Below are 26,660 nucleotides of genomic sequence, written 5' to 3'. Positions count from 1 at the left end.
GTCCACTTGATCTCGGTCAAGGTTTTCTGGTCGTCGAGCCTATACCGGTGTCGTCATGATAGTAAAACCTCAATTGGCAAAGCTCGGACTATTTGACGCGAAGGTACCGCGTTATACCAGCTATCCGACCGCCCCCCACTTCAGCAATGACGTGGGGCCCGACATGTTCAGCGACTGGATCTCCGCCATCCGGCCGGGCAGTTCGATCTCGCTCTATGTCCATGTGCCGTTCTGTCGCCGGCTGTGCTGGTTCTGCGCCTGCCGCACCCAGGGCACCCAGACCGACAACCCCGTCATCGCCTATGTCGATGTCCTCAAGGCCGAGTTGGACCTGCTGGCCGCGCGCCTGCCCAGCGGGGTGACCCTGTCGCGCCTGCATTGGGGCGGGGGCACGCCCACGCTGTTGAACCCCGACCTGATGCGCGAACTGGCCGCGCATATTCTGGGGATCGTCCCACTTGGACCCAACGCGGAATTCTCGGTCGAGATCGACCCCAACGAGGTGGACGCCGCCCGTCTGGATGCGCTAGCCGAGGCCGGGATGAACCGCGCCTCGATCGGAGTTCAGGATTTCGACGACGAGATCCAGAAGACGATCGGGCGCATCCAGAGCTATGACACCACCCGCGAAGCGATCGACATGATCCGCGAGCGCGGCGTGCCCAGCCTGAACGCCGACATCCTGTACGGACTGCCGCACCAGACCAAGGCGCGGATGACCGAAAGCGTACAAAAGCTGCTGTCCCTCAACCCCGACCGGGTGGCCCTGTATGGCTACGCGCATGTGCCGTGGATGGCGAAACGCCAGCAGCTGATCCCGTCCGACGCCTTGCCGACGCCGGAACAGCGGCTTGATCTGTTCGACACCGCCCGCCGTCTATTCCTGTGGGACAATTACGAAGAAATCGGCATCGACCATTTCGCCACGAAGGATGACGGGCTGACCCATGCACTGAAAGCCGGGCGGCTCAAGCGGAACTTCCAGGGCTATACCGACGATCAGGCCGAGGTTCTGATCGGTGTCGGCGCCAGCTCGATCTCGCGCTTCCCGCAGGGCTATGCGCAGAACGCCCCAGCCACGTCGGTCCATACCAAAGCGGTGCGCGATGGCCGGTTCTCGACCTCGCGCGGGCATCTGTTCAAGGATCAGGACATTCTGCGCGCCCGCCTGATCGAGGCCCTGATGTGCGACTTCCGCATCGAAACGGCCGAGATCCTGCGCGACCACGACATCTCGGCGGCCAAGCTGACGGCGATGTACCAGCGCGCCAATGACGCCTTCGACGGGTTGTTGCAGATCACCGATGACGGGCTGTTCATCCCGCCCGAGGCGCGCGCCTTGACCCGGATGATCGCCCGGACCTTCGACGCCTATGACCTGAGCAAGGCAGGCCACAGTTCGGCGATCTGACGACGGGCGGCAGGCCGCAAGCCGGCCAGTCGCCACAATGCAAAAAAGCGGGGGGTTGACGCGCGCGGTGGGTTTTCCCCACACTCGGAAGGCGGGCGGCCGGCCGCCCGACGCCGAGGCAGGCCATCATTCAGACAGACTCGCCGGCGCATCCGCGTTCGACAGTTCCTTTCGTGCAACCACTCTGCAACTTGACGAAGGGACAGCACCCATGCGCGTTTTTACCGTCCTCGGCCCCAGCCAATCGGGCAAGACAACACTGGTCGAGGCCATCAGTCGCCTTGATGGCCGGCCCACCACATTCGATCTGTCCGGAACCGTGCATCTGCACGGTTTTTCTTATCTGGACGAACCGTGGTGCGCGATCGACGTGGATGGCGGGGGCGATGCGCTGGCCAATGCGGGGCCCGCCATGGCCATTTCCGACGCGGCGGTGGTGGTGGTTCCGCCAGACCCGGACTCGGCGGTTCTGTGCGCCCCCTATCTGCGGCTGGTCGAGGAGGCGGGCATTCCCTGCTTTCTGTTCATCAACCGGATGGACAACCCCAACGGCCGCATCCGCGACATCATCGCCGCGCTGCAGACCTATTGCAGCCATCACATTACCCTGCGACAGGTGCCGATCCGTGAAGGCGAAACCATCGTCGGGGCCGTCGACCTGATCTCGGAGCGCGCGTGGAAATATCAGGAAGGTCAGCCCTCGGCGCTGATCGAGCTGCCGCAGTCGGTGGCAGATCGCGAGGCCGAAGCCCGCACCGAACTGCTCGAGACCCTGTCGGATTTCGACGACCACCTGCTTGAGCAGCTGATCGAAGACAAGCAGCCGCCCAGCGCCGAGATCTATGACCTGGCCGCGCAGGTCTTGCAGAACCATCAGTTGATCCCGGCCTGTCTGGGCGCAGCCAGCCATGGCAACGGGCTGACCCGCCTGATGAAGGCCCTGCGGCACGAGGCGCCCGAATTCGACATCGCCGCCGACCGGGACGCGGCGCCCGAGGCCGCCCGCGCCATCGCCGGGTTCGCCGACGTCAAAAAGCACATTGGCAAAATCATCGTCCTGCGGGGGCTGGGCGACGGGATCAAGGCGCATGACCCGCTGGGCGGCGAAACTGTTGGCAACCTGACCGCGCTGGACGCAAAGACCCAAATCGACGGGCTGAAGGCCGGCGAGATCGGGCTGGCGGTGAAATCCGATCACCTCAACCCCGGCAATATCTATGACAGCAGCGACTCCACGCCGCTGCCGGATTGGGCCACGGCGCATCCGGTCGCCTATCGGCAGGTGGTGTCGTCGGCCCATGAACGCGACGACGTGCGCCTGTCCAACGCGCTGTCCCGGCTGGTCGAGATCGACCCGGGCCTGACGCTGGAACAGGACGAGCTGAGCGGCCACGCCGTTCTCGGTTCCCAAGGGCCGCAGCACATGCGGCGGGTGGTCGCCAAGCTGGCCGAGGATTTCGGGATCGAGATCGAAACCTCTCCGGTCGAGACCGCGTATCGCGAGACCATCCGCGCCACGGTCGAACACCGACACCGCCACCGCAAGCAATCCGGCGGAGCGGGGCAGTTCGCCGATGTGGTGATCTCGGTCGCGCCGCTGCCGCGCGGATCGGGATTTCAATTCGACGAGGTGGTCAAGGGCGGCGCCGTGCCCAAGAACTATATCCCCTCGGTCGAACAAGGCGCGGTCGATGCATTGGCGCAGGGCCCCGAGGGCTTTCCGGTGGTGGATGTGAAGGTCACCCTGCATGACGGCAAGCATCACAACGTAGACAGTTCCGATTTTGCCTTCCGGACGGCAGGCAAGAACGCCGTGCGCGAAGCCTTGCCACAGGCCAAGCCGGTTGTTTTGCAGCCGATCCTGAACGCCGAGATCCATGTTCCGTCGGCCTTCGTGGGCGATCTGGTGCCCACGATCAGCTCGCTTCAGGGGCAGGTACTGGGGTTCGAGGGCAACCCGAACGCGCCGGGCTGGGAGATATTCAACGCCCAACTGCCCGCCGTGGCCGAGGACGAACTACACCGCACACTGGCCAGCGCCACACGCGGCACCGGCTGGGTCAAGCTGCAGTTCGACCACTATGAAGAGCTGCGCGGCCCGGTGCCGAAATCGGCGGCGCGCGAAGCGGCCAACGCCTAGCCTGCCGCAGCGATCAGTTCGCGGGTATAGTCATCCTGGGCGTTGACGAAAAGATCTTCGGCAGCGCCCATCTCGACCACGTCTCCGTTGCGCATGACGATCACCTTGTGTGACATCGCCCGCACCACCTTCAGGTCGTGGCTGATGAACAGGTAGGCCAGCCCGTATTTCTTCTGCAGGTCGCGCAGCAATTCGACGATCTGCACCTGCACCGTCATGTCCAGCGCACTGGTCGGTTCATCCAGCACCAGCAGCTTGGGCCGCAGCACCATGGCGCGGGCAATCGCGATGCGCTGGCGTTGCCCGCCCGAAAACTCGTGCGGATAGCGGTCCATGGCCGCCGGGTCCAGGCCCACCTCGGTCATCACCTCGGCCACCAGTTCGCGCGGGGCACGGTGCGGGTCGACCTTGTGGATCGCCAGACCCTCGGCAATGATCTGCTGGCAGGTCATCCGCGGGCTGAGGCTGCCGAACGGGTCCTGAAACACGATCTGCATGTCCTTGCGCAAGCGGCGCAGCTCGCGCGTGGACCAGCGGCGCACATCCTGCCCGCGGAAGGTGATCCCGCCCTCAGAGGCGATCAGCCGCATGATCGCCAGCGCCAGCGTGGTCTTGCCCGAGCCGCTTTCGCCCACGATCCCAACGGTTTCGCCCGCCCGCACGCTGAGTGTGGCGTCGTTCACCGCCTTCACATAGCCGACCGTGCGCTTCAGGAACCCGCGCTGGATCGGAAACCAGACCTTCAGATGCTCGGTCCGGGCCACTTCTTCGGCGGCGGGGTCGATCGGGTCGGGTATGCCCGTGGGTTCGGCCGCCAGCAGCTTGCGGGTATAGGGGTGCTGAGGGTTGTCGAAGATCTCGGCCACGGGGCCGGTCTCGACGATCTCGCCATCCTTCATCACGCAGACCCGGTCGGCGATGCGTCGCACGATGCCCAGATCATGGGTGATGAACAGCATCCCCATGTTTTCCGATTTCTGCAGTTCGGCCAGCAGTTCGAGGATCTGCGCCTGAATCGTCACGTCCAGCGCAGTGGTCGGCTCGTCCGCGATCAGGATGTCGGGCTTGTTGGCCAGCGCCATGGCGATCATCACCCGCTGCCGCTGTCCGCCGGACAGCTGATGGGGATAGGCGTCCAGCCGTTCCTCGGGGTCGCGGATACCGACCTTGTTCAACAATTCGACGATCCGGGCGCGCGCCGCGTCGCCCGTCAGACCCTGGTGCAGGGCCAGCGATTCCGCCATCTGCTTCTGGATCGTGTGCAGCGGGTTCAGCGAGGTCATCGGCTCCTGGAAGATGAAGCTGATGTCGTTGCCGCGGACCTCCATCAGGCGCTGCTCGGATGCGCCAATCATCTCTTGACCGTCATAGGTAACCGACCCTTCGACGATCGCGCTGTCGCCCAGCAGCGACACGGTGGACAGCGCGGTGACCGATTTTCCCGACCCGGATTCACCCACCAGCGCCACAGTTTCCCCGCGGTCGACATGGAACGACACGCCCCGAACCGCCGTGGTCACCTGCCCGTCCTGACGGAACGAGACCTTGAGGTTTTTCACATCCAGCAAGCTCATGAGAAGGTCTTTCGCGGGTCGAACGCGTCACGCACGCCTTCGAAGATGAAGACCAGCAGCGACAGCATGATGGCAAAGGTGAAAAAGGCAGTGAAGGCCAGCCATGGCGCCTGCAGGTTCTGCTTGGCCTGCAGGGTCAGCTCACCCAGCGAGGGCGCCGAGGACGGCAGACCGAAGCCCAGAAAATCGAGGCTGGCCAGCCCCCCGATCGTGCCGGTCACGATGAAGGGCATGAAGGTCAGCGTGGCCACCATCGCGTTGGGCAGCATGTGGCGGAACATGATGGTCAGGTTGCCCACGCCCAGCGCCTTGGCCGCGCGCACGTACTCCAGATTGCGGGCGCGCAGGAACTCTGCCCGCACCACACCCACCAGACCCGTCCACGAGAACAGGATCATGAGGAACACCAGCAGCCAGAAACTTCGCCCCAGCACCGCGAACATGATGATGATGACGTAAAGCGAGGGCGTCGCCGACCAGATCTCGATGATGCGCTGGAAGATCAGGTCCAGCCAGCCGCCGAAAAAGCCCTGCAGCGCGCCGGCGAAAATGCCGATCAGGCTGGCCGCGCCGGTGACGATCAGGGTGAACAGGATCGACAGGCGGAAGCCATATATGACACGCGCCAGAACGTCGCGCTTGGTGTCGTCGGTGCCCAGCAGGTTCTGCCCGTTGGGTGGCAGGGGCGCCGCACCGGGACGGTCGACGCTGGTATTGTAGGAATAGGGGATCGGCGGCCAGATCGCCCAGCCGCGCTCGAATCCTTCGGCCTGGAACGTCCCCGCCTCGATCTGCTCGATGATGCCTTCGGGGTCGTCGAAACAGTCTTCCAGCCCACCGCTGTCGATCAGGCAACGGACCTCGGGGTCACGATAGATCGCCTCGGTTTGGAAGTCGCCGCCGAACTCGGTCTCGGCGTAGAAGTTGAAGATGGGCGTGTAGAACTCGCCCCGGTACTTCACCAGGATCGGTTTGTCATTGGCAATGAATTCCGCGAACAGCGACAGGCCAAACAGCACCGAGAAGATGATCAGCGACCAAAAGGCCCTGCGGTTGCGGCAGAAATTGCGCCAGCGGCGCTGGTTCAGAGGAGAAAGTGCCATTTACCCCTCGCGTTTCTCGAAATCGATGCGCGGATCGACCAGCACATACATCAGGTCGCTGATGATGCCGACGACCAGACCGAGCAGGCCGAAAATGAACAGCGTCCCGAAGATCACCGGATAATCGCGCGCCACTGCGGCCTCAAAGCCCAGACGACCCAGACCATCCAGCGAGAAGATCGTCTCGATGATGATCGACCCGCCGAAGAACACGCCGATGAACACCGCCGGAAAACCGGCGATCACGATCAGCATCGCGTTGCGGAATACGTGGCCGTACAGAACGCGCTGCTCGCTCAGCCCCTTGGCGCGGGCGGTCATGACGTATTGTTTCTTGATCTCGTCCAGGAACGAATTCTTGGTCAGCAGCGTCAGCGTGGCAAAAGCGGAAATCGTCAGTGCGATGGTCGGCAGGGCGATGTGCCAGAAATAGTCGGCCACTTTGCCCAGCAGGCTGAGGTCTTCCCAATTGTCCGAGGTCAGCCCGCGCAGCGGGAAGATCTGCCAGTAGGAGCCGCCCGCAAACAGCACCAGCAGCAGGATCGCGAACAGGAAGCCGGGAATCGCATAGGCCACGATGATGGTCGCGCTGGTCCATGTGTCAAAGCGTGAACCATCCTTGACCGCCTTGCGGATGCCCAGCGGGATCGAGACCAGATAGGCGATCAGCGTCGACCACAGGCCCAGCGAGATCGAGACCGGCATCTTTTCCAGCACCAGGTCGATCACCGAGACCGAGCGGAAATAGCTCTCGCCGAAATCCAGCGTGAGATAGTTGCCCATCATGTTCAGGAACCGCTCGACCGGCGGCTTGTCGAAGCCGAATTCCTTCTCCAGTTCGGCGATGAATTCCGGCGGTAGGCCGCGGGCGCCCACGTATTTGTCATCGAAGACGCCACCGCCGGGTTCGGCCCCGGCGCCCGCGTCACCGGACCCCGCAAAACCCGCGAACACATCGCCCTGCCCTTCGATCTGGGCGATGATCTGCTCGACCGGACCGCCGGGTACGAACTGCACCAGCGTGAAGTTGACGATCATGATGCCCAGAAGGGTCGGAATGACCAGCAACAGGCGTCGAAGAATATATGCGCCCATGTTAACGCAGCGCGCCTTCTGCTTTCAGGGCCGCTTCCTTCTCGGGATTGATCCACCACAGATCAAGGTATCCCAGCGCATAGGGCGGCAACTGATCGGGGTATTCGTACATGTTGTAGTAGGCTGTCCAGTATTCCGCGATATACCCATCCGGTATGATGAAGAACTCATAGCGCAAGGCGCGATCCAAGGCCATAAGCGCTGCGTCCTGATCGGTTTGATTGTTGGTCGCGAAAGACGCCTCGATGATGGCGTCCACCAACGGGCTGGCAAGGCCTGCCGGGTTGAACAGGCTGAACTCGGCCTCTTTCGAGCCATACATCTGACTGAGGCCGCCGCCAGTGGACAGGAACGCGCCATAGCGTGTCGAATAAACCATGTCATAGTCACGCTCGCGGCTGCGCAGGGTGTACTGCGCCGGATCGACCTTTTCGGCCGAAGCATCCACGCCCAGCGCCTGAAGGTTCTGGACAAAGGTCTCGATCATCGTGGCCGTCGATGTCGGCAGGTTGGACGGATAGGGGATGTTCACCCGCAGGGTCTGACCCTGAGCATTGCGGCGCAAGTTGCCGTCGCCCACGGGCCATCCGGCTTCGTCCAACAGTTTCGAGGCTTTGCGCAGGTTGCGCCGATCGTTCAGGCGCGCCGGGTTGGATTCGTGAACGGTCGTCACCGGTTCGGTCAACATCTCGGGTGGAACCACGTCGCCCAAAGCTTGCAGAAATGACAGCTCTGCCCCCTGCGGTGTATCCATCGCTTCAAGCGGTGTGCCTTCGATGAACGAATCGCGGGGTGAGTTCAGGCCGAACAGCAGAGATTCATTGGCCCATTCAAAGTTGAATGCCAGCGCCAGTGCCTTTCGAACATTCTTGTCCGCGAATTGCGGACGCGCGAGGTTGAACACAAAGCCCGACGGGGTCGGTGGGCTGCCATTCGCAATCGCGTCCTTGACGACGTAGCCCTCTTTCAACTTGGGGAAGTCATAGCCGGTCGCCCACAGCTTGGGGTCGCTTTCGATCCGCAGCGTGTATTCGCCTGCCTTGAAGCCTTCAAAGGCGGCTGTCTGGTCCGCGAAATACTCGACTCGGATGGTATCGTAGTTGTGCCGGCCCTTGTTGAACGGCAAGTCCTTGCCCCAGTAGTCGTCCCGGCGTTTGTAGACGATGCGCCGGTTGATATCGTAGCTGTCCAATTTGTAAGGCCCAGATCCAACGGCGACTTCCAGGCGCGGCTCGTCGAGACGGCGGGACGGGTCTGCCTCGAACCACGCTTTCGAGAATACGGGCGTCGCGCCGACGGTTTCGATCCGGCTGCGGGCCGTCAATTCGGGATTGAACGTGAACTTGACCGTGTGCGTATCCAGCGCCTCGGCGCCGGTCACCATCCGCCCGACGGCCTGCGCATATGACGGCAGGCCCTGTTCGATGAACAGGCGGTGGCTGTAGACCACATCCTCGGCGGTGACGGGCGTGCCATCCCAGAACGTCGCTTCGGGGCGCAGGTGGAAAATGACCCAGTTGCGGTCGGCGTCATACTCCAGGCTCTCAGCCAATACGCCGTAGTACTGGCCGACACTGTCATCGGTGCTGTCCATCAGCCGATCGTATTGCAGTGTCGTCAACGCTCCGGGGCGACCTTTGCGTGAATATGGATTCAGGGAATCAAACGTGCCCGATGCGGCCAATGACAGCTCGCCGCCCTTGGGTGCATCCGGGTTGGCATAGTTCAAGTGCGTGTAGTCGGCGGGGTAGTCGAGATTGCCGAAGTACGAGTAGCCATGGCTGCGAATGATCTGGTCCTCGTCGGCCCGGACTGGCCCCGCCTGCCCCAGAACCAACGCCGCCGAAATGCCCAATGCCGCGACCCAATGACGAAAACCTTGTTCGCGCGCGCCAGGCAGATGGGAAATCATACGGGTCATCCTTCGATGTTGTCTTCTGTCCATGTCCTTGTGGGCAAGCTAAAAGCCCAGCACTGACACTTGCAAGTTTAGAATGCGTGAGCGCTTTGTGAAGTTTTGCTCAGACAAAAAAAGCCGCTGCACATGGCAGCGGCTTTCGCTTTTCGGTGACTGGGTGGGCAGATCAGCCGCCAATCGTCTGCAGGTACGCGATCAGGTCTGCGCGTTCCTGAGCCTTTTTGAGACCGGCAAAGCTCATCGAAGTGCCTTGGATATAGCCTTTGGGGTTTGCAATGAACGCATCCAGCTCTTCCGGGGTCCAGTTGCCGCCATGCGACTGCATCGCCGCCGAGTAGCCGAAGCCCGCAGCCGCCGCCACAGGGCGGTCCACGACGCCATACAGGTAGGGACCGGTGCCATTGGCGCCTTCTTCCAGCTTGTGGCAAGCCGAACACTTGCGGAAAACCTTCGCGCCCTTTTCCGGGTCAGCTGCGGCCAGCAGATCGGCAAAGACCACTTCTTCGCCGTCAGCGCTTTCGCCCGAGCTTTCGGTTTCAATAACATAGGCGGCTTCGCCGTGCCCGCCGACATGGTAGAGAACATCGCCCCCCCATTTTGCCAGGAGGAGTACAAGGAAGGCACCGAACAGGCCGGCTGCGGCCTTGGTAACTGTCATCGTGTCGAACATTGATCGCGTGTCCATTTCAGCTGTCTTCGGGGTGTCTAAGGCTTCCCCTTGCAAGAGGCAAGGTATAGACACCGCGACGAAACGCCCAATTCTGGAACTTGTTGCACGGAATCGACCAAATGACCAAACGCATCGCCTTTCAGGGGGAACCCGGCGCCTACAGTCACGAAGCCTGTCGCAATGCGCGTCCGGATATGGAGGCGCTGCCCTGCCGAACATTCGAGGACGTGATCGAATCGGTGCGCTCGGGCGAGGCGGATCTGGCCATGCTGCCGGTCGAGAACAGCACCTATGGACGAGTGGCCGATATCCACCGCCTGCTCCCGCACAGCGGGCTGCACATCGTGGACGAGGCCTTTGTGCGGGTTCACATCAACTTGCTGGGCGTGCCGGGCGCAAAACTCGAAGATATCACCGAAGCCCATTCGCATCTGGTGCTGTTGCCGCAATGCGCAAACTTCCTGAAGGCCCACGGCATCCGCGGGCGCGTCAGCCCTGACAACGCCCGCGCGGCGCGCGAGGTCTCGGAAGCGGGTGAGAAACATTCGGCGGCCCTGGCCAGCGAACTTGCTGGCGAAATCTATGGCCTTGAACTGCTGGCGCGCCACATCGAAGACAGCGACGACAACACGACCCGCTTTCTGGTGATGTCGCGAGAGGACGACCGCCGCCGCCGTGGCGAGCACGGGATGATCACCAGCTTCGTGTTCCAGGTCCGGAACATTCCGGCGGCGCTGTACAAGGCCATGGGCGGTTTTGCCACCAACGGCATCAACATGACCAAGCTGGAAAGCTACATGGTTGATGGCTCGTTCACGGCGACTCAGTTCTACGCCGACATCGTCGGCCACCCGGAGGACCGCAACGTGCAACTCGCGATGGATGAACTGCAGCATTTCACCACGAATGTGGAAGTTCTGGGCGTGTACCCCGCTGCTCGACCACGCGGTTAGTCTGCTCCCACGCGCAAGCAGCTGGGGACTGTTCACCGCCAGTCAAACGCCGGCTCTCAAGCCCCGTGCAGATAGCGTTCTTCCATTTCGCGCGCAAAATCGCTCAGTCGCATCTGGAACTGGCGCCGGAATCTGGCCTTGCCCAGCTTCAACGACTGCAGAAGCAGACGCGCAGGCAAGGTCTTGGCAGCCAGTGACATCTCGATGCTCAGCCGCGTCTGCTTTTGCGACAGCGACAGAAGATCAATCGTGGTCAGGCCGTTCATCCCCTTGCTGGTCGATCGAAACCGCATGGCTGTGGGGCGATCGAACTCGGCCACCTCGATCGCGACGTGGCGTGGCTTGCCACGGATCATGATATCGGCTTCCCAGCACGACCCGACCCAGTGGCCCGGCATTTCGACAGTGCGTCGAACCTCGACACCGCGGCGCATCGCCATGCGCTCGAACCGTTCGAAGTCCGCGACCATGGCGAACACCGCATCGATCGGCGCCTGGATATCTTCGCGTGCTGAAACCTGCATGTCGGCCTTTTCTGCTCAGTCAGGGTGTCAGTGTTTCGTCAGTCCAGCGTATCTGCAAGCCAGTTACGCAAAAGAAAATGCGCGATTGCCCCCTTTCGCGCCGGCAGAAGCTTGGGGTGCTCGCCTGCAAAAGCCTGCATCATCTCGGACTTGGAGACCCACATCGCGTCCTCGATCTCGACCGGGTCGATCGTGATCTCGCGGGACAGCGCCTGCGCTGCACACCCGAACATCAGCGACGACGGAAATGGCCAGGGTTGACTTGCCAGATAGCTGACGGGTCCGACCGGAACGCCGGCCTCCTCCATGACTTCGCGTCGCACGGCGGCCTCAAGGGTTTCACCCGGTTCGACGAAACCGGCCAGCAGTGAATACATACCGTCGGGCCACCCCGGAGATCTGCCCATCAGGACAGAATCACCATGCGTGACCAACATGATCACCACCGGATCGGTGCGTGGAAAGTGCTGCCCGCCACAGGCCGGGCACAGCCGTTGCCACCCGGCCTGTGAAATGTTGGTCGGGTTGCCGCAGCGCGCGCAAAACCTGTGCGTCTCGTGCCAGCCGATCACGGCCTTGGCGGTGGCTGCCAATTCGGCGTCCCGGGCCGACAGCCGGGTCATGATCCGACGAAGCTCGGCGAACACGTGGCCCACGGGCAGCCCCGGATGCTGCTGTTCGGTTCGATCCACGAACGCTCCAACGCCCGACAGGTCCAACCCGTCGGCAGACCAATTCGAAATGTCCATTGCAAACAGCGGCGCATCCGCATCACTGCGCCCCAGCAAGATCGGTTGGTCGATCGCCCCGCCGGGTCCGTTCGTAACCAGATCGTGGTCCATCGGAACCAAGGCCAACTGGTCCAACGCTTCGCCCATGACCAGCGGTTTGCCCCGCCACATCAGGACGCACCGCGCCGTGGTATCGGACCGTGCTTCCTCCAAAGCTCTGGCATCGGTACGGATCTGCGCCGCCCGGTCCAGTCCAGAGCCGCCAAATGTCACGCTTTCCGCCCGTTTCATGCCTGTCCCTTTGGAATTTGCATAAGGGCTGCCACGACTTGGGCACTGGTGCAATGGGAATTCACACTCGCAAAAAGCATCGTTGTCGCAAAGGACGCATGGAAGCCCTGACGATTACCTGTATTCTACCTTTCAGTGAAAACGTATGCTCAACAGCACCTAAAAGAAGAAAATTGGCTCTGAAATCCTCCCTGCTTCAGGCACATCCCCACTTGAAAACCGCGCACATCCGGATTCTTGCAACGACCGATCTGCACATGAATCTGACCAGTTTCGACTATTATGCTGACCGGCCGGAACCAGGTGTGGGCTTCACCCGAACCGCCAGCCTGATCCGCTCTGCACGTCAAGAGGCGGAAGAGGCAAATGCAACTGTCCTGCTGTTCGACAACGGCGATTCCCTTCAGGGGACACTTCTGGGTGACTGGGCGGTCGAACAGACCGACGCGACCCACCCTTTGATGTCCGCCTTTGGGCGCTTGGGCTACGACGCAATTGCGCTGGGGAACCACGATTTCGGCTTTGGCTTGCCGGCTCTGGGCCGGATCGTTTCTCGGGCAACTTGCCCGGTTTTGTGCAGCAACATGCAGTGTCTGACCGGGGTCGCGCCCTGGCAGAAACAGGCCATCCTGACCCGTCATGTCCACATCAACGGCCAAAGCACTCCTGTCCGAATTGGCGTGTTCTCGATCCTGCCGCCGCAGACGGTGAAGTGGGAAGCACCACAATTGGAAGGCCAGGTTGCAGCCGAGGATGCTGTCGCCACGGCGCGCCGGATGGCCGAGAAATTGCGTCGTCAGGGCTGTGACCTGATTATGGCCCTTGCACATTCAGGGATGGGCGAGCCCGACGCCGCGCCGATGTCGGAAAATGTGGTCGCACAGCTTTCTGCTCTGGACGGTATTGATGCAATCGTGGCCGGACACACGCACCTGACACTGCCCGACCCAAGCGATGGTAACCCGCAGCAGGCCAGACCCGTGGTCATGCCCGGATCAGCGGGGTCGCATTTGGGGGTGATCGACCTCACGCTTGCTATGAACGCCGCGGGAGAAGCGAGAATTGCTGGTCACAGCGCGCATCTGCGCGCGATCTGCCCGGGCAGGGCTGAAGCCGGAGATTGGGTCGTTCCTGAAGACCCTGAGATGGTCGAACTTTTTGCCGCAGCCCACAAAGCGACCCGCAAAGCCGCTGCCCAGCCGGTGGGCCGGATCAATCGTCCTTTGCATAGCTATTTCACCTTCTGCGGGGTGGATCAGGGGCTGAACTTGGTCGCCGCAGCCCAGGCGGCAGCCCTGCGACCGGTTCTGGCCGGGACGGCCTTTGAGACTCTGCCAGTTCTGTCCGCAGCCGCACCTTCGAAATTCGGAGGCCGGGCCGGCCCAAGACACTACACCGAAGTCCCGGCTGGCGATGTCACCGTACGGCATGTCTCGGACTTGCATGTGTTCCCGAACCAATTGGCCGCCATGCTGCTGGATGGCCGCCAGATCGCCGATTGGCTGGAGATGTCGGCTGCCCAATTCTCGCAACTTGGCGATAGCGACGAGCAGGTTCTGATCAACCCCGAGGGCACCGGGCACAATTTCGACGTGCTGCATGGGGTGACCTACAGGTTCGATCTGACGCAGCCCGCGCGATATGATTTGGGCGGCCAGTCGATCGACACGTCCCATTCCCGCCTGCGCGATCTTGCCTATCAGGGTCGCCCCGTCGATCCGGATGAACAATTCGTCGTTGCATCAAACAGCTACCGAGCCAATGGCGGCGGCAACTTTCCCGTCCCAGACCCGTCCCGCCTGATCCCGGTGCCGCCGCTGAGCCTTCAGGGTATCTTGCGCGACTACCTGGCGGGACGATTGGGTCCGGATCCGTTGGAAAACACCGCCCAAAGCTTTTCCTTTGTTCCGCAGGCGGGCTGGTCCGTGATTCTGAAAACCGGACCAAGCGCTGCGAACTACCTGCACGAGCTGGACCACTTTGCAGCCACCACCGACGGGCAGGACGCGCGCGGGTTTCTTCGGATACGCCTGTCTTTGTGACGGGTTGCCAAGCGGCTGCGTGATGCCTATATCGGCGGTCGAGAGGTTGGCGCGGGCAAGCGCCTCGCCAACCTGGTCAGGTCCGGAAGGAAGCAGCCACAACGAGCCCCGCTTGGGTCGATGTCCAACCTCTCACTTGACGCCGCGCCGCGTATTCGGCCGGGTCAATCCAACCTCTGCATTTCGTCGTTGTTCCTGAAAACCGCGCTTACGGGCGGGTCAGGCGATCAATCGCGGCCAAACGGCACTGCTGCGGCGGGCGAAGGCGCCGATATGACCGATTTCGGACAGTCCGAAATCCTTGGGCTCCAACAAGTGCCGACGGGCGGTCGGACCATAGAGTTCAGCCAGCCGCCAGACGGCGGGCGGTGGCACTGTCTGGTCATCCTCAAACGCAATGATATCCGCCGTGGCGTTCGCCCGGCTCCAATCCGCCTGGGGAAGCGTGTCACCAAGTTCGGGCAGATAGCTGGTGGGCGATGTACACCACTTGCGCCATTGCCAATAGACGCCAGCCGGCAAGTCGGCTCCGAATCCCAGTAGTTTCCCTGGCAGGTACCCCAGGAGACGCACCAGAGGTGGCACATGGCCATACCAGAACAGAGTCGCCAAGCCCTTGTAGGGCCACGGGTGATCAGCCACCGTCACCAAACCTGCGCACACACAGATCATCCGGTCGATCTGTTCGATTTCCGGTTGCAGCGGAGCCAGCATTCCACCGACCGAATGCCCGATCACCCACAGTTTTGCCTGCGGGTAGCGACGGCGCATCTCGGCACGCGCTGCGGGCATGTCGATCAGCGCCCAGTCCGCCATCGTGGCCTTCGAGTCCTTCAGCCGCCCGGTCAGCGAATGCTCGAAATCCCGGTAATCATATGTCAGGCAAGCCATACCGCGCTCGGCGGCCAGCCAGCGAGCAAAGTGCTGATAGTAGTCACGTGGCACTCCTGTTGCGCCGTTCAGCACAACAACGGTTTGCGGCTCGACCGCCGGAGTGTAAAGCCGCGCCGCCAGCTGGGTCTGGCCCGACGGAAACTTAAAGTCTCCCACGTCAACCGCGTGCTGCGAATCCAACATCTTTGCCTCCAAACACTCTGGACCGATCGGTCTAATGCTTTGTGTCTGGACCAATTGGTCTAGGCCTGTCAATATTTGGCCTGCATGACCCAACGTCCACCAAACACCAAAGATCGCCTGATCGTGACTGCCGCCCAACTGTTCCAGCGCTCGGGCTATAACGGTGTCGGTCTGGCGGAATTGCTGGCCGAAGCGCAGGCCCCCAAGGGTTCGCTTTATCACCATTTTCCAAAGGGCAAGCCGGATCTGGCCCTGGCGGCGGCCAGTTGGGCCTCGGACGGGATGTTGAGCATGATCGCTGCGGCATTCAACGAGGCCGCCGATTTTCGCGACGGGGTCACCACCCTGTGCCACAAAATCGCGAAGCTGTTCGACACCTCGGCCCAATGGGAGACCTGCCCCATCGCCGCCACCCTGTTCGAAAGCCCCGACAACCGCGCGTTTCGGGAACATGCCGACCGTCTGTATGAAAGCTGGATCATCGAAGTTCGAAACCACGCCGCGCGGTTTGAAGTTTCCGACCCTGAAAATGCTGCGGACACCCTGTTCATCGTAATGCAGGGCGGCTGGCAATTGGCCCGTGCCCGCAGGGATTCGAATGTACTGCGCAGACTGCCTGATCTGTTCCCTTGGGACTCACTCCGGCAACCGGGCTGAAACCGTCTTGACTCGATCCCGGATACACCGCTAGCGATGAGGGGATGGTTCCCGGGCCGTTTCGGTCCGGGATGAAAAGGGAACACGGTGCGGTCCAACCCGGAACTCCGGAGCGGACCAAGGCCGCGACTGCCCCCGCAACTGTAGGCGGAGAGCGATGCCTAAATACCACTGACCGCAAGGTTGGGAAGGTTGGCAAAGCAAAGACCCGCAAGTCAGGAGACCTGCCATCAAACGTGAAACCGAAACTCGGACGGGGTGTCCGGGCAGGGTCTGGCCTTGAAACCGGCGTCTGTCCAAATCCACCTCGCCCAGCGCGCGGAGGGCGCAACATGATTTGGAAGACCGATACCCATGAATTCGCGGCAACCATCTGCCAGCGCACCGGAAAGACCTGCCCGGCATTGGCGCGCATGGCACGGGCCATCGCGCAGGCAATGGCGACGGCGCAGGCCGCTACATCCCCCGACTTCCAAGTGGAAGGCAGTAGCGAACTGGCCCATTGCGAACATGGCTGCACGGCGCGGTTCGATGCACGTCCCGAACGGATCCGCGTGTATTGCGGAGCGGCCGCCGACACCCCGTCCGACTGCCTTGATACCTACGCCGACATGCTGTTTGACGACCAGAGCGACGCCCTGCCTGCGCAGGTCATCAGTGATCGACCCTGTGCGATGCTGCAGGCCACGGCGATCATGCCCGCGGTCAGGGCCGAGCGCGAGTTCCGCGCAACCGCCTGAATGTCAGGTCGCCAGAGCCTCGCGCGCCGGGGCGATGGCCCAGTCCATCTGAGCATCGGTTTCGACCGCGCAGGGACGTACGGCCCGCAGGCGTTTCAGGGCCTGTTCCGGCTGCTCGCCGCTTTCGATCATCAAGCGCAGAACAACCATGCCAGACCGCCCGCAACCGCCCCGGCAGTGGACCAGTACGCGCCCGCCGCCCGACAGCGCATGGCGGGCGGCGGCGCTGACTTCGGGCCATCGGCCGGATATCTCGGTCGACGGCGCCGAGAAGTCGGCGACCGGCAGATGTGCCCACCGACAGGCGCGCCGATGGATGTCACAACCCAATTCGCCTGCACCCACAGAAACCAGTTCGGCAAGGGTAGTCATCGAAATTACCAGCCCCGGCGCCCAGGCTGAAATCAGGTCCAGGTCTCCCTCATAGTCGCCGCCACCGCCGGGAACCGAGGTCAGGGCCAGCGTTCCGCCGCCCACCTGCAATGCATGAACCACAAGATTTGTCATCAGACGTTCCCCCCGAAACTGGCTGATTGAACTTGATCCGCGCAGTATGCCTCACACCGCGCGCTCGCCAAAGCGAAAAACCTGCACCGGTGCTGTGGACGCGGGGCACCTGGAACTCTACCCTGCATCGTCAGTACGAATCCGTCAGAGCAGACATGACCACACAGTCCAGCCCCGCCTATCAGGTTCTCGCCCGAAAATACCGCCCGGAAACCTTTGCCGACCTGGTCGGTCAGGATGCCATGGTGCGCACGCTGAAAAACGCGTTCGAGGCGGACCGGATCGCGCAGGCCTTCATCATGACCGGCATCCGCGGCACCGGCAAGACGACCACGGCCCGGATCATCGCCAAGGGCATGAACTGCATCGGACCCGACGGCAATGGCGGCCCAACGACCGAACCCTGCGGCCAGTGCGAGCATTGCGTGGCCATCATGGAAGGTCGCCATGTGGACGTGCTGGAAATGGACGCCGCCAGCCGCACCGGCGTGAACGACATCCGAGAGATCATCGACAGCGTGCGCTATCGCGCCGCCAGCGCGCGTTACAAGATCTACATCATCGACGAAGTCCACATGCTGTCGACCAGCGCCTTCAACGCGCTGTTGAAAACGCTGGAGGAACCGCCCGAGCATGTGAAATTCATCTTCGCCACGACCGAGATCCGCAAGGTTCCGGTGACCGTGCTGTCGCGCTGCCAACGGTTCGACCTGCGCCGGATCGAGCCCGAAGTGATGATCGGCCTGCTGCGCAAGATCGCCACCGCCGAGGGCGCGGAAATCTCGGATGACGCGCTGGCACTGATCACCCGCGCCGCCGAAGGCTCGGCCCGGGATGCGACCTCGCTGCTGGATCAGGCAATCAGCCATGGTGCCGGCGAAACCACCGCCGACCAGGTGCGCGCGATGCTGGGACTGGCCGACCGGGGCCGCGTGCTGGACCTGATGGACATGATCCTGCGCGGCGATGCGGCCGGGGCCCTGACCGAACTGGGCGCGCAATATGCCGAGGGCGCCGACCCGCTGGCGGTGTTGCGCGATCTGGCCGAAATCACGCATTGGGTCTCGGTGGTGAAGATCACCCCCGACGCAGCCGAAGATCCCACCGTCTCGCCCGATGAACGCACCCGCGGCCAGCAGATGGCCGAGGCGCTGCCGATGCGGGCGCTGACCCGGATGTGGCAGATGCTGCTGAAGGCGCTCGAGGAAGTCTCGGCCGCCCCCAACGCGATGATGGCCGCGGAAATGGCGGTGATCCGTCTGACCCATGTGGCCGACCTGCCCAGCCCTGAAGAGTTGATCAAGCGCCTTCAGGACAGCCCTCCGCCGCCCGTCGGCGGGCCGGGGGGCGGCGTTCCGGTCGCCGGAAACAGCGCCCCGCCCGTGACCGCGACGGCCTCGGCCCATGCGCCGGGCCCGCGCGGCGTGGGCGGTGCGCCGACGGCGGCGTTGGCTCAGGACGTGCAGACCGCGCTGGCGCGTTATCCAACTTTCGAGCATGTGGTCGAGCTGATCCGCGCCAACCGTGACGTGAAACTGCTGGTCGAGGTCGAGAACGGCGTCCGCCTCGTCTCGTACCAGCCGGGCCGGATCGAATTCACGCCCACCGAAAAGGCCCCTACCGACCTGGCCGCGCGGCTCGGGTCCGCGCTGCAGCGCTGGACCGGCAATCGCTGGGCGGTCTCGATCGTCTCGGACGGCGACGCCCCCACCATCGCCGAACTGCGCGACGCGGCCGAGCTGGCGCTGAAGGCCAAGGCCGAAGGACACCCTCTGGTGCAGGCGGTTCTGACTCAGTTCCCCAAGGCCCGCATCACACGGATCGAAACCCCCGAGGACCGTGCGGCCAAGGTCGAAACCGAAGCCCTGCCCGAGGTCGAAGACGAATGGGACCCGTTCGAGGAAGACTGATCATCCGCGCAGAAGGCGCGCTGCCCTTGTGAAGGACGCAGACGGCCCGTATTTAGGCCGCAAATCGAATGACAGGAGACATACAGATGCTCAAAGGACTCGGTGGTCTGGGCGACATGGCCAAGATGATGAAATCCGCGCAGGAACTGCAGACCAAGATGGCGCAGATGCAGGAAGAGCTGAACACCATCATGGTCGTCGGCGAATCCGGCGCGGGCCTGGTCAAGGCCACGGCCTCGGCCAAGGGCGAGCTGAAAGGTCTGGACATCGACCCCTCGATCTTCAACAGCGACGACAAGGAAGTGGTCGAGGACCTGATCCTGGCCGCAATCAAGGACGCGCAGACCAAAGCCGCCGAGCGGTCGCAGGAAGAAATGGCCAAGCTGACCGAAAGCATGGGCCTCCCGGCGGACGTCAAGCTGCCGTTCTGATCTTCGCCCCTCAAACCCCCGACGCCAAAGCCACGCAGGACAGGCCATGAGTTCGAACAGTGACATCGACGCCCTGATCGATCTGATGGCCAAGCTGCCGGGGCTGGGACCGCGCTCGGCCCGGCGGGCGGTGCTGCACCTGATCCGCAAACGCGCCCTGCTGCTGACGCCGTTGTCGGACGCCATGCAGCAGGTCGCCGCCACCGCACGCGAATGCCTGAACTGCGGCAACGTGGGCACCACCGACATCTGCGACATCTGCAATTCCGAAGACCGCGCCACCGGTGAGCTGTGCGTGGTCGAAGACGTGGCCGACCTGTGGGCGATGGAACGCGCGGGCGTGTTCAAAGGCCGCTACCATGTGCTTGGCGGAACGCTCTCGGCGCTGGACGGCGTCGGCCCGGATGACCTGCGGATCCCCCGGCTGCGCGACCGGGTGACCGCCGAAAACATCTCCGAAGTGATCCTGGCCCTGAACGCCACGGTCGACGGGCAGACCACGGCCCATTACATCGCCGACCAGCTGGAAGGGCGGGTCCGCCTGACCTCGCTGGCGCAGGGCGTGCCGATCGGGGGCGAGCTGGACTATCTGGATGACGGGACCATCACCGCAGCGCTGCGGGCGCGGAAAGAACTGTAGCCGCCGCGTGCTGCCTGCAAGCAGCACGCTCTCGCCCCTCCTCGATTGCAAGGTACCACTTTACCCATCGGTCAGGTGTAGGCACCCGACGAGTAGGTCAATTCATAGGAATGGCTGTAGATCTCGAAGACTATCCCGAACGGATCCTCGACATAGACCATGCGGTAGGGTTTCTCGCCGGGGTAGTAGTATCGGATAGGCATGCGTTGTTTCCCGCCGGCCGCCACGATTTTTTCCACCAAGCCTTCGACATCAGGATCCTGGACGCAGAAATGGAACGTCCCGTTCCTGCGAAAGTTGATGTTGTTTTCCGGCGCGTAGTTTCCATCAAACTCAAAAAGCTCGATCCCGATACGATCGGCTGTCGCCAGATGCGCGATACGCAGTTTTTTCCAATTCGGGCCAAACACGTCCGTGCACATCACGCCGATGTCCGTGTCATCCTCGACCACGTCGGTTGGCGGCATGATCACGTAAAATCCCAAAACCTCGGAATAGAATTTCACGGCTTCGTCCACGTTCGGGACGGACAACCCGATGTGAGAGAATGTTCTTGGATGTTGAGGCATGGCTTGCTCCTTGGTCTATTGGGCAAGACGTATTTTGCAACGTCCTTGTTTCAAGCGCCCGCCCCACAAGGCAAAGCCGTGTTGTTCCATGCACATAGATCATCATGCACTGCTGCCGAGGCCTAGAATGATCTTTCCGTCGACCCCGCACCGTGTACTATGCCCTAGCCTGACCCATTTGATATCGGAACCCGCCATGAAACGCCTTCTCGCCCTGACCTTCGCCGCCTTCACCGCCACTTCCGCGTGGTCACAGCAACTGGTCGACAAGGGGTTCGTCGAAGGCTGGAACATCATGATGGACCCCAATCTGGGCAACGGCTGTCTGATCCAGACGGTGTATCAGGACCTGTCCGTGGTGCGCCTGGGCTACGATGCGCTGGACAATCGGGGCTATTTCACCGTTTTCCACAAGGGGTGGGGCAACATCGAGCCCGGCAAATCCTATCCGATCCGGTTCGAGCTGGACGGCAAGAGCTTTGACGCCACAGCCATCGGGTTCAAGCAGGATCGGGTGCCCGGTGCGACCGTGTTCTTCACCGACCGGAACTTTGTTGCGGCCATCGCCCAGAACAAGACGATGACTATCTACAACCCCGCAGGCGAGCGGGTTTTGGCGATCGATCTGAAGGGCACCGCCAAGGCATTGGACTATGCGCGGGACTGCCAGAACAAGAAGCTCTAGCGAATCGGATCGAACAACGCATCCGAAGCGGTGCAGTCCCGGATCACGTCCCGCCCACAGGGCACCGGGTCCAGATCACGTGACAGACAGACGCGCACTTCTTCGATGTAACCGTGCTTGCAAGTGACGGTGATCATGTCTGGCTCGAGCCCCGGATTGGCGTCGAGGAAGGCATCCTCGACCACGCGCGCCGGCAGTTTCACGGCTTTGTCCAACTTGCGAAACACCGGCGGTCGGGTGATGCGGTCATAGGCTTGCCGGGACAACGCGTAGTAGTCCGCTGCGGACAGGCCCGAACAGGTGCCGTGTTTCTTCCACTGGTGCCAGGCCAGACCCGAACTGCCTTGAATATCTTCCATCTGTCGGGTCATCGCACGGGACGGCGGCGCCTTGGCTGTCGGGCAATAGGAGGGCCAGCCTTGGTGGTATTGCGGCCACAACCCGTGCAGGATCCAGCCGTGATCGTGGCGCGCATCGCATTGGTCGGATCCGCGCGCGTCGCCTTCGCGGGCGCACCAGTTGGGCGACCAGCTCAGCGACAGGACGTAATAGTCGAACTCGCCTGACTTCTCGCCATCGGCCAGCGCGGCCATCGCGCCGAAAATCCACACCAGCAGCCCCAATAACGCCCAGCGCATTCGCCTCTTCCCTTCTTGCATCTGCACGACTATATACGGGCCAAGTTCCCCGACAACGGAAACCTGCCCCAAGACCACGGGGCCGCCGAATTCCGGCGACGGGACAGATGTATTCAAAGGAGACGGGCTGATGGCAAAACCCCTGATGGCCAAGGCAACCGCCGTTTGGCTGGTGGACAATACCACGATCAGCTTCAAGCAGATCGCGGATTTCGTGGGCATGCACGAGTTGGAAGTGCAAGGCATCGCTGATGGCGATGTGGCGGCAGGCGTCAAAGGGTTCGACCCGATCGCCAACAACCAGCTGACCCAGGAAGAGATCGACAAGGCCGAGAAAGATCCGCTGCACAAGCTGAAGCTCAAGTTCAACCCGGCCGCCGCCGGCGAGGAAAAGCGCCGCGGTCCGCGCTACACGCCGCTGTCCAAGCGCCAGGACCGCCCGAACTCGATCCTGTGGCTGGTCAAGTTCCACCCGGAGCTGAGCGATGGCCAGATCGCCAAACTGGTTGGCACCACCAAGCCCACGATCCAGTCGATCCGCGAGCGCACCCACTGGAACATCGCCAACATGCAGCCGATCGACCCGGTCGCGCTGGGCCTGTGCAAACAGTCCGAACTGGATGCCGCCGTCCAGAAAGCCGCCGCCAAGAAGGCCGCCGAAGGTGGCGTCATGAGCGATGACGAGCGCCGCAAGCTGGTCTCGACCGAACAGTCGCTGGAAATGGATGCCGCTCCCAAGATCCCCACGGCGATCGAGGGGCTGGAAACCTTCTCGCTGTCCGATGACGGCGACGAGGAAAAAGAAGACGAAGCAGTGGTGGATGCCGACAGCTTCTTCAACCTGCCCAAGGGCGGTGCCGAAGAAGACGACGAGGACGATCTGCGCAACTGACACTGTGCTGGCCCCGGTCCGATGGACCGGGGCCTTTTTGGAACTGGACCATGCTGAACATTCTATCGTCTATCTTCGGGCCGCACCGGGCGGTTTCGATTTACGCTTTCGCAAAAACCAAGGGACTGGCCATTCTGGGCGGCGTGGCCGTTATCGCCGTAGCTGCCGGTCTGCTGCTGTTCAGCGGCGATGGGAAACACGAACACGAAGCGTTTCTGACCGTTCCCGTACTGTCGGCTACGCCAATCAATGGTGATCTCAAGAACGGGGTCATCGCGTCGGTTCGATTGCCGGACGGATCGGCAACTTCAATCACCGCGACCGAGGCGCCGATCGCGCGCAGTATCGGAACCACGGCCTGTGTGGAAAAACGGGTTTACGTGGACAGCGGCGAACCGCGGTATCGGTTCAAATTGCCAAGCAACTGCGGCGCAAGCTGATATGCAAAACCGCCCGGAGTATTCTCCGGGCGGTCTTTCTCTTACAAAAGCTGGAACAGGATACCGGCTGCAATAGCTCCGCTGATCCCAAGCCCGATATAGGCTGCGAACACACGGGGTTTGACCAGAGACCAGACAGCCGCCATGGCCGGAATGGAACTGACGGCCCCGGCGATCATGAAGGACATCGCCGCGCCCGCGCTCATCCCCTGCTCCATCAGGCCGGCCAGAAGAGGCGGCGCGACATACGAATTCAGGTAGGCCGGCATCCCGACAAAGGCGGCGATCACGATCGGCAAGGCACCGTCGCCACCGACCAGCCGCGCGATCAGATCAGCCGGAACATAGCTGACCAGCAGCGCCTCGAGCACATAGGCCAGAGCGAGCCACTTCAGCAGGAACAGGCCGTTCTGCACGAATTCCCGACGGAACCGGACGCGGCGTTCGGGCTCTTGCCAAAAGCGCCAAAGCAGCGTGTCTTTCTTCGGACCGCAGCCACAGCATCCGGCCGGTTCATAGTGGCGCAGAGGTTGGGAAAATGCACCCTGACGCATGAGAAAACGCACCGCGAACCCGCCGAACAATCCCAGTGCCACGGCAGCAACGGCTTTGCCGATCGCAAACGGCCAGCCCAAAGCGCCCGCCGTAATCAAAAGCGTGGGCGGGTCAATCAACGGCGAGCTCAGCCAGAAGGCCATGACCGCCGACAAGGGCGCACCCAATGCAAGCAGGCCTGCGATGAACGGGATCACCTCGCAAGAGCAGAACGGAGCCAACCCGCCAAACAAAGCGGCCAGCAGGATCATCCGGGTTTCGCGGCCCTCGAAGGCCCGGGCAACCATAGTCTCGGCCCCGCTGGCCTTGAGGTAGGACAGCAACAGCACTGCAAACAGGATGTACTGACCGGTGTGCACCAGAGCCTTGGCTGCAAAAGTCGTGACGTTCACCCAATTGCCCGGGTCCAGAATGGCCACAAGAACAAGGATCACCACGATCAGGGCCGAGGGTGTCTTCAGCAGACCGGACAGGGTTTGACCAACGGCCTTCGGGGATTGCGTCAATTCAGCCATCGTTGGCAACCTTTCTGGATTCATCCGCGCAGCATTCGCTGAGGATGAACTGCGCCAGTGATCTCAATTCATCGAAACATGCACGGTTGATTGTGGTCCGCCCGGATTTCTCCTGCTCGACCACGCCGCCTGCCGCCAAGAAACGCAGGTGATGAGCCAGGGTGGACGGTGCCATCCCAGTCCGGCTTTGGATTTCCCCGACCGTCAGACCCGCCTGTCCGGCCCGTACAAGGGTTTTGAGCACCTGCAATCGCGCCTCGGACCCCATCGCGGAAAACCCTACAGCAGCTTTTTCCCACATTTGGTTATCTCCATTAAACTAGATTTCTAGTTTCTTAGTGATGAGCTATGCCCGTGTCAACCGTATGGGTAAATTTCCGTTGATCCTGAATAAGTCCAGATTGCCCTGCATTTAAGTCCAACATATAACGAGGCATGGGAATTTCGGTCGAAACCTTCTTTCTGAAACCGGGCGGTCAGGGCACTCTGCAGGCGCAGATCCAGCAGATGATTGCCGAGGGCATCCTGTCAGGCCGCTTTCATGTCGGTGAGAAACTGCCGTCGTCGCGCAAACTGGCCGCGCATCTGGGTGTCAGCCGCATCACCGTGACGCTGGCCTATACCGAGTTGCTGGCAAATGACTATCTGACGGCCAAAGGCCGGTCCGGGTACTACGTGTCGCAGAACGCGCCAGTGCCGCCGAAATACACACCGGTTCAGCGCAGCGAAGAAACCGTCAACTGGGACGCCGCACTGGCCCGCCGTTTTTCCGACGGTGATTTTCTGGCCAAGCCACCGGATTGGCGGGAATACAGCTATCCGTTCATCTACGGCCAGGCCGACCGCACCCTGTTTGATCATGCGAACTGGCGCCTCTGCGCCGTTCGGGCCCTTGGCCACAAGGATTTCGACTCGCTGACCGGCGACTACGTGGATCAGGACGATCCATTGCTGATCGAGTTCATCGCTCGCCACACGTTGCCCCGCCGCGGTATCGCTGCACGGCCCGAGGAAATTCTGATCACGCTGGGCGCTCAGAACGCCCTGTGGCTGACCTCGCGCATTCTTCTGGGCCAAGGGCGCAAGGCGGCGATCGAGGATCCCAGCTACTACGCTCTGCACGAACTTATGCGCTGCTCGGATGCCTCGATGACACCATTGCGGGTGGACAAGGATGGGTTGCCGCCCGAGTCCATCCCGGACGGCACCGATGTGATCTACACCACGCCCAGCCACCAATGTCCGACAACTGCGACAATGCCCGTCGCCCGGCGTCACGACCTGTTGAAACGCGCCCGCGAACTGGACGCGATGATCGTCGAAGATGACTATGAGTTCGAGATGGCCTTTCTGGGTGCCCCGTCACCGGCGCTCAAGTCTTTGGACAAGGACGGGCGTGTGGTCTACGTGGGCAGCTTTTCCAAGTCGTTGTTCCCGGGGTTGCGGCTGGGGTACATGGTCGGATCCGAACCGTTCATCCGCGAGGCCCGCGCGCTGCGGTCGCTCGTTTTCCGACACCCACCCGGCCATATCCAGCGAACGGCGGCCTATTTCCTGTCGCTCGGGCATTATGATGCTCAGATACGGCGTATGTCCAAGGCTCTGATGCAGCGGCGCAAGACGATCGAGGACGCGATCGAGGCGAACGGGTTGACCGTGGCCGGGCGCGGCGTCTTTGGTGGATCGTCGATGTGGATGAAGGCACCGGACCATGTCGACACCGCGGAATTGGCGAAAACGCTTCAAAATCAGAGTGTTCATATCGAGCCCGGTGCTGCGTTCTTCTCGGGGCCGGATCGGCCCAGGAACTATTACCGCCTGGGGTATTCCTCGATTTCGGCTGACCGGATTCCTGCGGGAATCGAGCGGGTTGCGGCCGCAATCCGAGCCTGCTGAGACAACACTGGACCTACTCCGGCGCCGTGTCTGGCCCTAACCCAGATGCCCCCGTT

26 protein-coding genes, 1 other RNA gene and 1 riboswitch are annotated in these 26,660 nt (G+C 62.1%); of the genes, 14 read left to right on the top strand and 13 right to left on the bottom strand.

Features of this window, described 5'->3' with window-relative positions:
- Window positions 1–55 precede the first annotated feature (55 nt).
- On the top strand, window positions 56–1,411 hold the full coding sequence (gene hemN, locus ACR0JC_RS12945) for an oxygen-independent coproporphyrinogen III oxidase (protein WP_170342387.1): 1,356 nt from the start codon (window positions 56–58) through the stop codon (window positions 1,409–1,411).
- A 211-nt stretch (window positions 1,412–1,622) separates the two neighbouring features.
- Window positions 1,623–3,551 (top strand): elongation factor G, encoded by a 1,929-nt coding sequence (locus ACR0JC_RS12940; RefSeq protein WP_170342385.1) that lies wholly within the window; start codon window positions 1,623–1,625, stop codon window positions 3,549–3,551.
- Here ACR0JC_RS12940 and ACR0JC_RS12935 read toward each other — a convergent pair.
- The 5 genes from ACR0JC_RS12935 to ACR0JC_RS12915 form a co-directional block, all read right to left on the bottom strand.
- A complete protein-coding gene (locus tag ACR0JC_RS12935) occupies window positions 3,548–5,125 on the bottom strand; it encodes an ABC transporter ATP-binding protein (protein ID WP_170342383.1) in 1,578 nt (525 codons plus the stop codon). The genes ACR0JC_RS12940 and ACR0JC_RS12935 overlap by 4 nt on opposite strands.
- Window positions 5,122–6,228: an ABC transporter permease gene (locus tag ACR0JC_RS12930; RefSeq protein ID WP_170342380.1), complete on the bottom strand. Its 1,107-nt coding sequence runs from the start codon at window positions 6,226–6,228 to the stop codon at window positions 5,122–5,124. The genes ACR0JC_RS12935 and ACR0JC_RS12930 overlap by 4 nt, the downstream gene beginning before the upstream one ends.
- Window positions 6,229–7,323, bottom strand: coding sequence for a microcin C ABC transporter permease YejB (locus tag ACR0JC_RS12925; RefSeq protein WP_170341405.1), 1,095 nt, complete (start codon window positions 7,321–7,323; stop codon window positions 6,229–6,231).
- A 1-nt stretch (window position 7,324) separates the two neighbouring features.
- Entirely contained in the window at window positions 7,325–9,235 is a 1,911-nt protein-coding gene (locus ACR0JC_RS12920) for an extracellular solute-binding protein (protein WP_170342449.1), read from the bottom strand.
- Between the two features lie 172 nt (window positions 9,236–9,407).
- The gene (locus ACR0JC_RS12915; protein ID WP_170341467.1) at window positions 9,408–9,911 is read right to left on the bottom strand and encodes a c-type cytochrome; all 504 of its coding nucleotides are present in this window, start codon (window positions 9,909–9,911) and stop codon (window positions 9,408–9,410) included.
- A gap of 119 nt (window positions 9,912–10,030) precedes the next feature.
- On the opposite strand from ACR0JC_RS12915, the gene ACR0JC_RS12910 reads away from it, so the two are divergent.
- Entirely contained in the window at window positions 10,031–10,864 is an 834-nt protein-coding gene (locus ACR0JC_RS12910) for a prephenate dehydratase (RefSeq protein ID WP_170342378.1), read from the top strand.
- A 56-nt stretch (window positions 10,865–10,920) separates the two neighbouring features.
- On the opposite strand, the gene ACR0JC_RS12905 is transcribed toward ACR0JC_RS12910, so the two are convergent.
- Together ACR0JC_RS12905 and nudC are read right to left on the bottom strand one after the other, a co-directional pair.
- The gene (locus tag ACR0JC_RS12905; RefSeq protein WP_170342376.1) at window positions 10,921–11,388 is read right to left on the bottom strand and encodes an SRPBCC family protein; all 468 of its coding nucleotides are present in this window, start codon (window positions 11,386–11,388) and stop codon (window positions 10,921–10,923) included.
- Between the two features lie 38 nt (window positions 11,389–11,426).
- Window positions 11,427–12,410, bottom strand: a complete 984-nt coding sequence (nudC, locus tag ACR0JC_RS12900) for an NAD(+) diphosphatase (protein WP_170342374.1) — start codon at window positions 12,408–12,410, stop codon at window positions 11,427–11,429.
- On the opposite strand from nudC, the gene ACR0JC_RS12895 reads away from it, so the two are divergent.
- Both ACR0JC_RS12895 and ffs read left to right on the top strand, forming a co-directional pair.
- Window positions 12,386–14,452, top strand: coding sequence for a bifunctional 2',3'-cyclic-nucleotide 2'-phosphodiesterase/3'-nucleotidase (locus ACR0JC_RS12895; protein WP_480763964.1), 2,067 nt, complete (start codon window positions 12,386–12,388; stop codon window positions 14,450–14,452). The two genes, nudC and ACR0JC_RS12895, sit on opposite strands and share 25 nt — an antisense overlap.
- A gap of 39 nt (window positions 14,453–14,491) precedes the next feature.
- An RNA gene (gene ffs / locus ACR0JC_RS12890) (signal recognition particle sRNA small type) lies at window positions 14,492–14,590 on the top strand.
- A gap of 81 nt (window positions 14,591–14,671) precedes the next feature.
- Here the strand turns inward: ffs and ACR0JC_RS12885 are convergent.
- On the bottom strand, window positions 14,672–15,529 hold the full coding sequence (locus ACR0JC_RS12885; protein ID WP_170342369.1) for an alpha/beta hydrolase family protein: 858 nt from the start codon (window positions 15,527–15,529) through the stop codon (window positions 14,672–14,674).
- 84 nt (window positions 15,530–15,613) lie between these two features.
- Between ACR0JC_RS12885 and ACR0JC_RS12880 the strand changes: the two genes are divergently transcribed.
- Complete coding sequence (locus tag ACR0JC_RS12880) at window positions 15,614–16,186, top strand: TetR/AcrR family transcriptional regulator (protein ID WP_480763963.1); 573 nt, start codon at window positions 15,614–15,616, stop codon at window positions 16,184–16,186.
- Between the two features lie 30 nt (window positions 16,187–16,216).
- Window positions 16,217–16,432, top strand: a riboswitch (cobalamin riboswitch).
- Between the two features lie 86 nt (window positions 16,433–16,518).
- Window positions 16,519–16,926 (top strand): hypothetical protein, encoded by a 408-nt coding sequence (locus ACR0JC_RS12875; RefSeq protein ID WP_480763962.1) that lies wholly within the window; start codon window positions 16,519–16,521, stop codon window positions 16,924–16,926.
- Between the two features lie 3 nt (window positions 16,927–16,929).
- Here the strand turns inward: ACR0JC_RS12875 and ACR0JC_RS12870 are convergent, their stop codons facing one another.
- The gene (locus ACR0JC_RS12870; RefSeq protein ID WP_170391127.1) at window positions 16,930–17,433 is read right to left on the bottom strand and encodes a protein-tyrosine phosphatase family protein; all 504 of its coding nucleotides are present in this window, start codon (window positions 17,431–17,433) and stop codon (window positions 16,930–16,932) included.
- A gap of 155 nt (window positions 17,434–17,588) precedes the next feature.
- Between ACR0JC_RS12870 and ACR0JC_RS12865 the strand changes: the two genes are divergently transcribed.
- From ACR0JC_RS12865 to recR, 3 genes are all read left to right on the top strand, one after another.
- Window positions 17,589–19,343, top strand: coding sequence for a DNA polymerase III subunit gamma/tau (locus ACR0JC_RS12865; RefSeq protein WP_170342364.1), 1,755 nt, complete (start codon window positions 17,589–17,591; stop codon window positions 19,341–19,343).
- 86 nt (window positions 19,344–19,429) lie between these two features.
- Window positions 19,430–19,774 carry a YbaB/EbfC family nucleoid-associated protein gene (locus ACR0JC_RS12860; RefSeq protein WP_170342362.1) on the top strand — a complete coding sequence of 115 codons (345 nt, stop codon included), beginning with the start codon at window positions 19,430–19,432 and terminating at the stop codon, window positions 19,772–19,774.
- 46 nt (window positions 19,775–19,820) lie between these two features.
- Window positions 19,821–20,414, top strand: a complete 594-nt coding sequence (gene recR, locus ACR0JC_RS12855; protein WP_170342360.1) for a recombination mediator RecR — start codon at window positions 19,821–19,823, stop codon at window positions 20,412–20,414.
- A gap of 71 nt (window positions 20,415–20,485) precedes the next feature.
- Here the strand turns inward: recR and ACR0JC_RS12850 are convergent, their stop codons facing one another.
- Complete coding sequence (locus tag ACR0JC_RS12850; RefSeq protein ID WP_170342358.1) at window positions 20,486–20,983, bottom strand: lactoylglutathione lyase family protein; 498 nt, start codon at window positions 20,981–20,983, stop codon at window positions 20,486–20,488.
- Between the two features lie 196 nt (window positions 20,984–21,179).
- Here ACR0JC_RS12850 and ACR0JC_RS12845 point away from each other — a divergent pair, with 196 nt between their 5' ends.
- A complete protein-coding gene (locus tag ACR0JC_RS12845; RefSeq protein WP_170341383.1) occupies window positions 21,180–21,668 on the top strand; it encodes a hypothetical protein in 489 nt (162 codons plus the stop codon).
- On the opposite strand, the gene ACR0JC_RS12840 is transcribed toward ACR0JC_RS12845, so the two are convergent.
- Window positions 21,665–22,306 (bottom strand): ribonuclease T2 family protein, encoded by a 642-nt coding sequence (locus ACR0JC_RS12840; protein ID WP_170342355.1) that lies wholly within the window; start codon window positions 22,304–22,306, stop codon window positions 21,665–21,667. The two genes, ACR0JC_RS12845 and ACR0JC_RS12840, sit on opposite strands and share 4 nt — an antisense overlap.
- Window positions 22,307–22,436: 130 nt before the next feature.
- Here ACR0JC_RS12840 and ACR0JC_RS12835 point away from each other — a divergent pair, with 130 nt between their 5' ends.
- Window positions 22,437–23,198: a DUF1013 domain-containing protein gene (locus ACR0JC_RS12835; protein ID WP_170342353.1), complete on the top strand. Its 762-nt coding sequence runs from the start codon at window positions 22,437–22,439 to the stop codon at window positions 23,196–23,198.
- Window positions 23,199–23,248: 50 nt separating this feature from the next.
- The gene (locus ACR0JC_RS12830; RefSeq protein ID WP_170342351.1) at window positions 23,249–23,638 is read left to right on the top strand and encodes a hypothetical protein; all 390 of its coding nucleotides are present in this window, start codon (window positions 23,249–23,251) and stop codon (window positions 23,636–23,638) included.
- A gap of 41 nt (window positions 23,639–23,679) precedes the next feature.
- On the opposite strand, the gene ACR0JC_RS12825 is transcribed toward ACR0JC_RS12830, so the two are convergent.
- Window positions 23,680–24,708 (bottom strand): permease, encoded by a 1,029-nt coding sequence (locus ACR0JC_RS12825; RefSeq protein ID WP_170342349.1) that lies wholly within the window; start codon window positions 24,706–24,708, stop codon window positions 23,680–23,682.
- Window positions 24,701–25,009, bottom strand: a complete 309-nt coding sequence (locus tag ACR0JC_RS12820) for an ArsR/SmtB family transcription factor (protein WP_170342347.1) — start codon at window positions 25,007–25,009, stop codon at window positions 24,701–24,703. The genes ACR0JC_RS12825 and ACR0JC_RS12820 overlap by 8 nt, the downstream gene beginning before the upstream one ends.
- 134 nt (window positions 25,010–25,143) lie before the next feature.
- Between ACR0JC_RS12820 and pdxR the strand changes: the two genes are divergently transcribed.
- The gene (gene pdxR, locus ACR0JC_RS12815) at window positions 25,144–26,604 is read left to right on the top strand and encodes a MocR-like pyridoxine biosynthesis transcription factor PdxR (RefSeq protein ID WP_170342345.1); all 1,461 of its coding nucleotides are present in this window, start codon (window positions 25,144–25,146) and stop codon (window positions 26,602–26,604) included.
- The last annotated feature ends 56 nt before the right edge of the window (window positions 26,605–26,660 follow it).

Source organism: Ruegeria sp. CH5 (assembly GCF_056537025.1).
Note: the sequence above shows the minus strand (reverse complement) of the source record. Positions and strands in the feature narration are given on the sequence as shown.

Excerpts from the sequence above, each read along its gene's own strand:
- hemN (WP_170342387.1), top strand. The coding sequence starts at position 56 with ATGATAGTAAAACCTCAATTGGCAAAGCTCGGACTATTTGACGCGAAG.
- ACR0JC_RS12940 (WP_170342385.1), top strand. The coding sequence starts at position 1,623 with ATGCGCGTTTTTACCGTCCTCGGCCCCAGCCAATCGGGCAAGACAACA.
- ACR0JC_RS12935 (WP_170342383.1), bottom strand. The coding sequence starts at position 5,125 with ATGAGCTTGCTGGATGTGAAAAACCTCAAGGTCTCGTTCCGTCAGGAC.
- ACR0JC_RS12930 (WP_170342380.1), bottom strand. The coding sequence starts at position 6,228 with ATGGCACTTTCTCCTCTGAACCAGCGCCGCTGGCGCAATTTCTGCCGC.
- ACR0JC_RS12925 (WP_170341405.1), bottom strand. The coding sequence starts at position 7,323 with ATGGGCGCATATATTCTTCGACGCCTGTTGCTGGTCATTCCGACCCTT.
- ACR0JC_RS12920 (WP_170342449.1), bottom strand. The coding sequence starts at position 9,235 with ATGATTTCCCATCTGCCTGGCGCGCGCGAACAAGGTTTTCGTCATTGG.
- ACR0JC_RS12915 (WP_170341467.1), bottom strand. The coding sequence starts at position 9,911 with ATGTTCGACACGATGACAGTTACCAAGGCCGCAGCCGGCCTGTTCGGT.
- ACR0JC_RS12910 (WP_170342378.1), top strand. The coding sequence starts at position 10,031 with ATGACCAAACGCATCGCCTTTCAGGGGGAACCCGGCGCCTACAGTCAC.
- ACR0JC_RS12905 (WP_170342376.1), bottom strand. The coding sequence starts at position 11,388 with ATGCAGGTTTCAGCACGCGAAGATATCCAGGCGCCGATCGATGCGGTG.
- ACR0JC_RS12895 (WP_480763964.1), top strand. The coding sequence starts at position 12,386 with ATGTCACGCTTTCCGCCCGTTTCATGCCTGTCCCTTTGGAATTTGCAT.
- nudC (WP_170342374.1), bottom strand. The coding sequence starts at position 12,410 with ATGAAACGGGCGGAAAGCGTGACATTTGGCGGCTCTGGACTGGACCGG.
- ACR0JC_RS12885 (WP_170342369.1), bottom strand. The coding sequence starts at position 15,529 with ATGTTGGATTCGCAGCACGCGGTTGACGTGGGAGACTTTAAGTTTCCG.
- ACR0JC_RS12880 (WP_480763963.1), top strand. The coding sequence starts at position 15,614 with ATGACCCAACGTCCACCAAACACCAAAGATCGCCTGATCGTGACTGCC.
- ACR0JC_RS12875 (WP_480763962.1), top strand. The coding sequence starts at position 16,519 with ATGATTTGGAAGACCGATACCCATGAATTCGCGGCAACCATCTGCCAG.
- ACR0JC_RS12870 (WP_170391127.1), bottom strand. The coding sequence starts at position 17,433 with ATGACAAATCTTGTGGTTCATGCATTGCAGGTGGGCGGCGGAACGCTG.
- ACR0JC_RS12865 (WP_170342364.1), top strand. The coding sequence starts at position 17,589 with ATGACCACACAGTCCAGCCCCGCCTATCAGGTTCTCGCCCGAAAATAC.
- ACR0JC_RS12860 (WP_170342362.1), top strand. The coding sequence starts at position 19,430 with ATGCTCAAAGGACTCGGTGGTCTGGGCGACATGGCCAAGATGATGAAA.
- recR (WP_170342360.1), top strand. The coding sequence starts at position 19,821 with ATGAGTTCGAACAGTGACATCGACGCCCTGATCGATCTGATGGCCAAG.
- ACR0JC_RS12850 (WP_170342358.1), bottom strand. The coding sequence starts at position 20,983 with ATGCCTCAACATCCAAGAACATTCTCTCACATCGGGTTGTCCGTCCCG.
- ACR0JC_RS12845 (WP_170341383.1), top strand. The coding sequence starts at position 21,180 with ATGAAACGCCTTCTCGCCCTGACCTTCGCCGCCTTCACCGCCACTTCC.
- ACR0JC_RS12840 (WP_170342355.1), bottom strand. The coding sequence starts at position 22,306 with ATGCGCTGGGCGTTATTGGGGCTGCTGGTGTGGATTTTCGGCGCGATG.
- ACR0JC_RS12835 (WP_170342353.1), top strand. The coding sequence starts at position 22,437 with ATGGCAAAACCCCTGATGGCCAAGGCAACCGCCGTTTGGCTGGTGGAC.
- ACR0JC_RS12830 (WP_170342351.1), top strand. The coding sequence starts at position 23,249 with ATGCTGAACATTCTATCGTCTATCTTCGGGCCGCACCGGGCGGTTTCG.
- ACR0JC_RS12825 (WP_170342349.1), bottom strand. The coding sequence starts at position 24,708 with ATGGCTGAATTGACGCAATCCCCGAAGGCCGTTGGTCAAACCCTGTCC.
- ACR0JC_RS12820 (WP_170342347.1), bottom strand. The coding sequence starts at position 25,009 with ATGTGGGAAAAAGCTGCTGTAGGGTTTTCCGCGATGGGGTCCGAGGCG.
- pdxR (WP_170342345.1), top strand. The coding sequence starts at position 25,144 with ATGGGAATTTCGGTCGAAACCTTCTTTCTGAAACCGGGCGGTCAGGGC.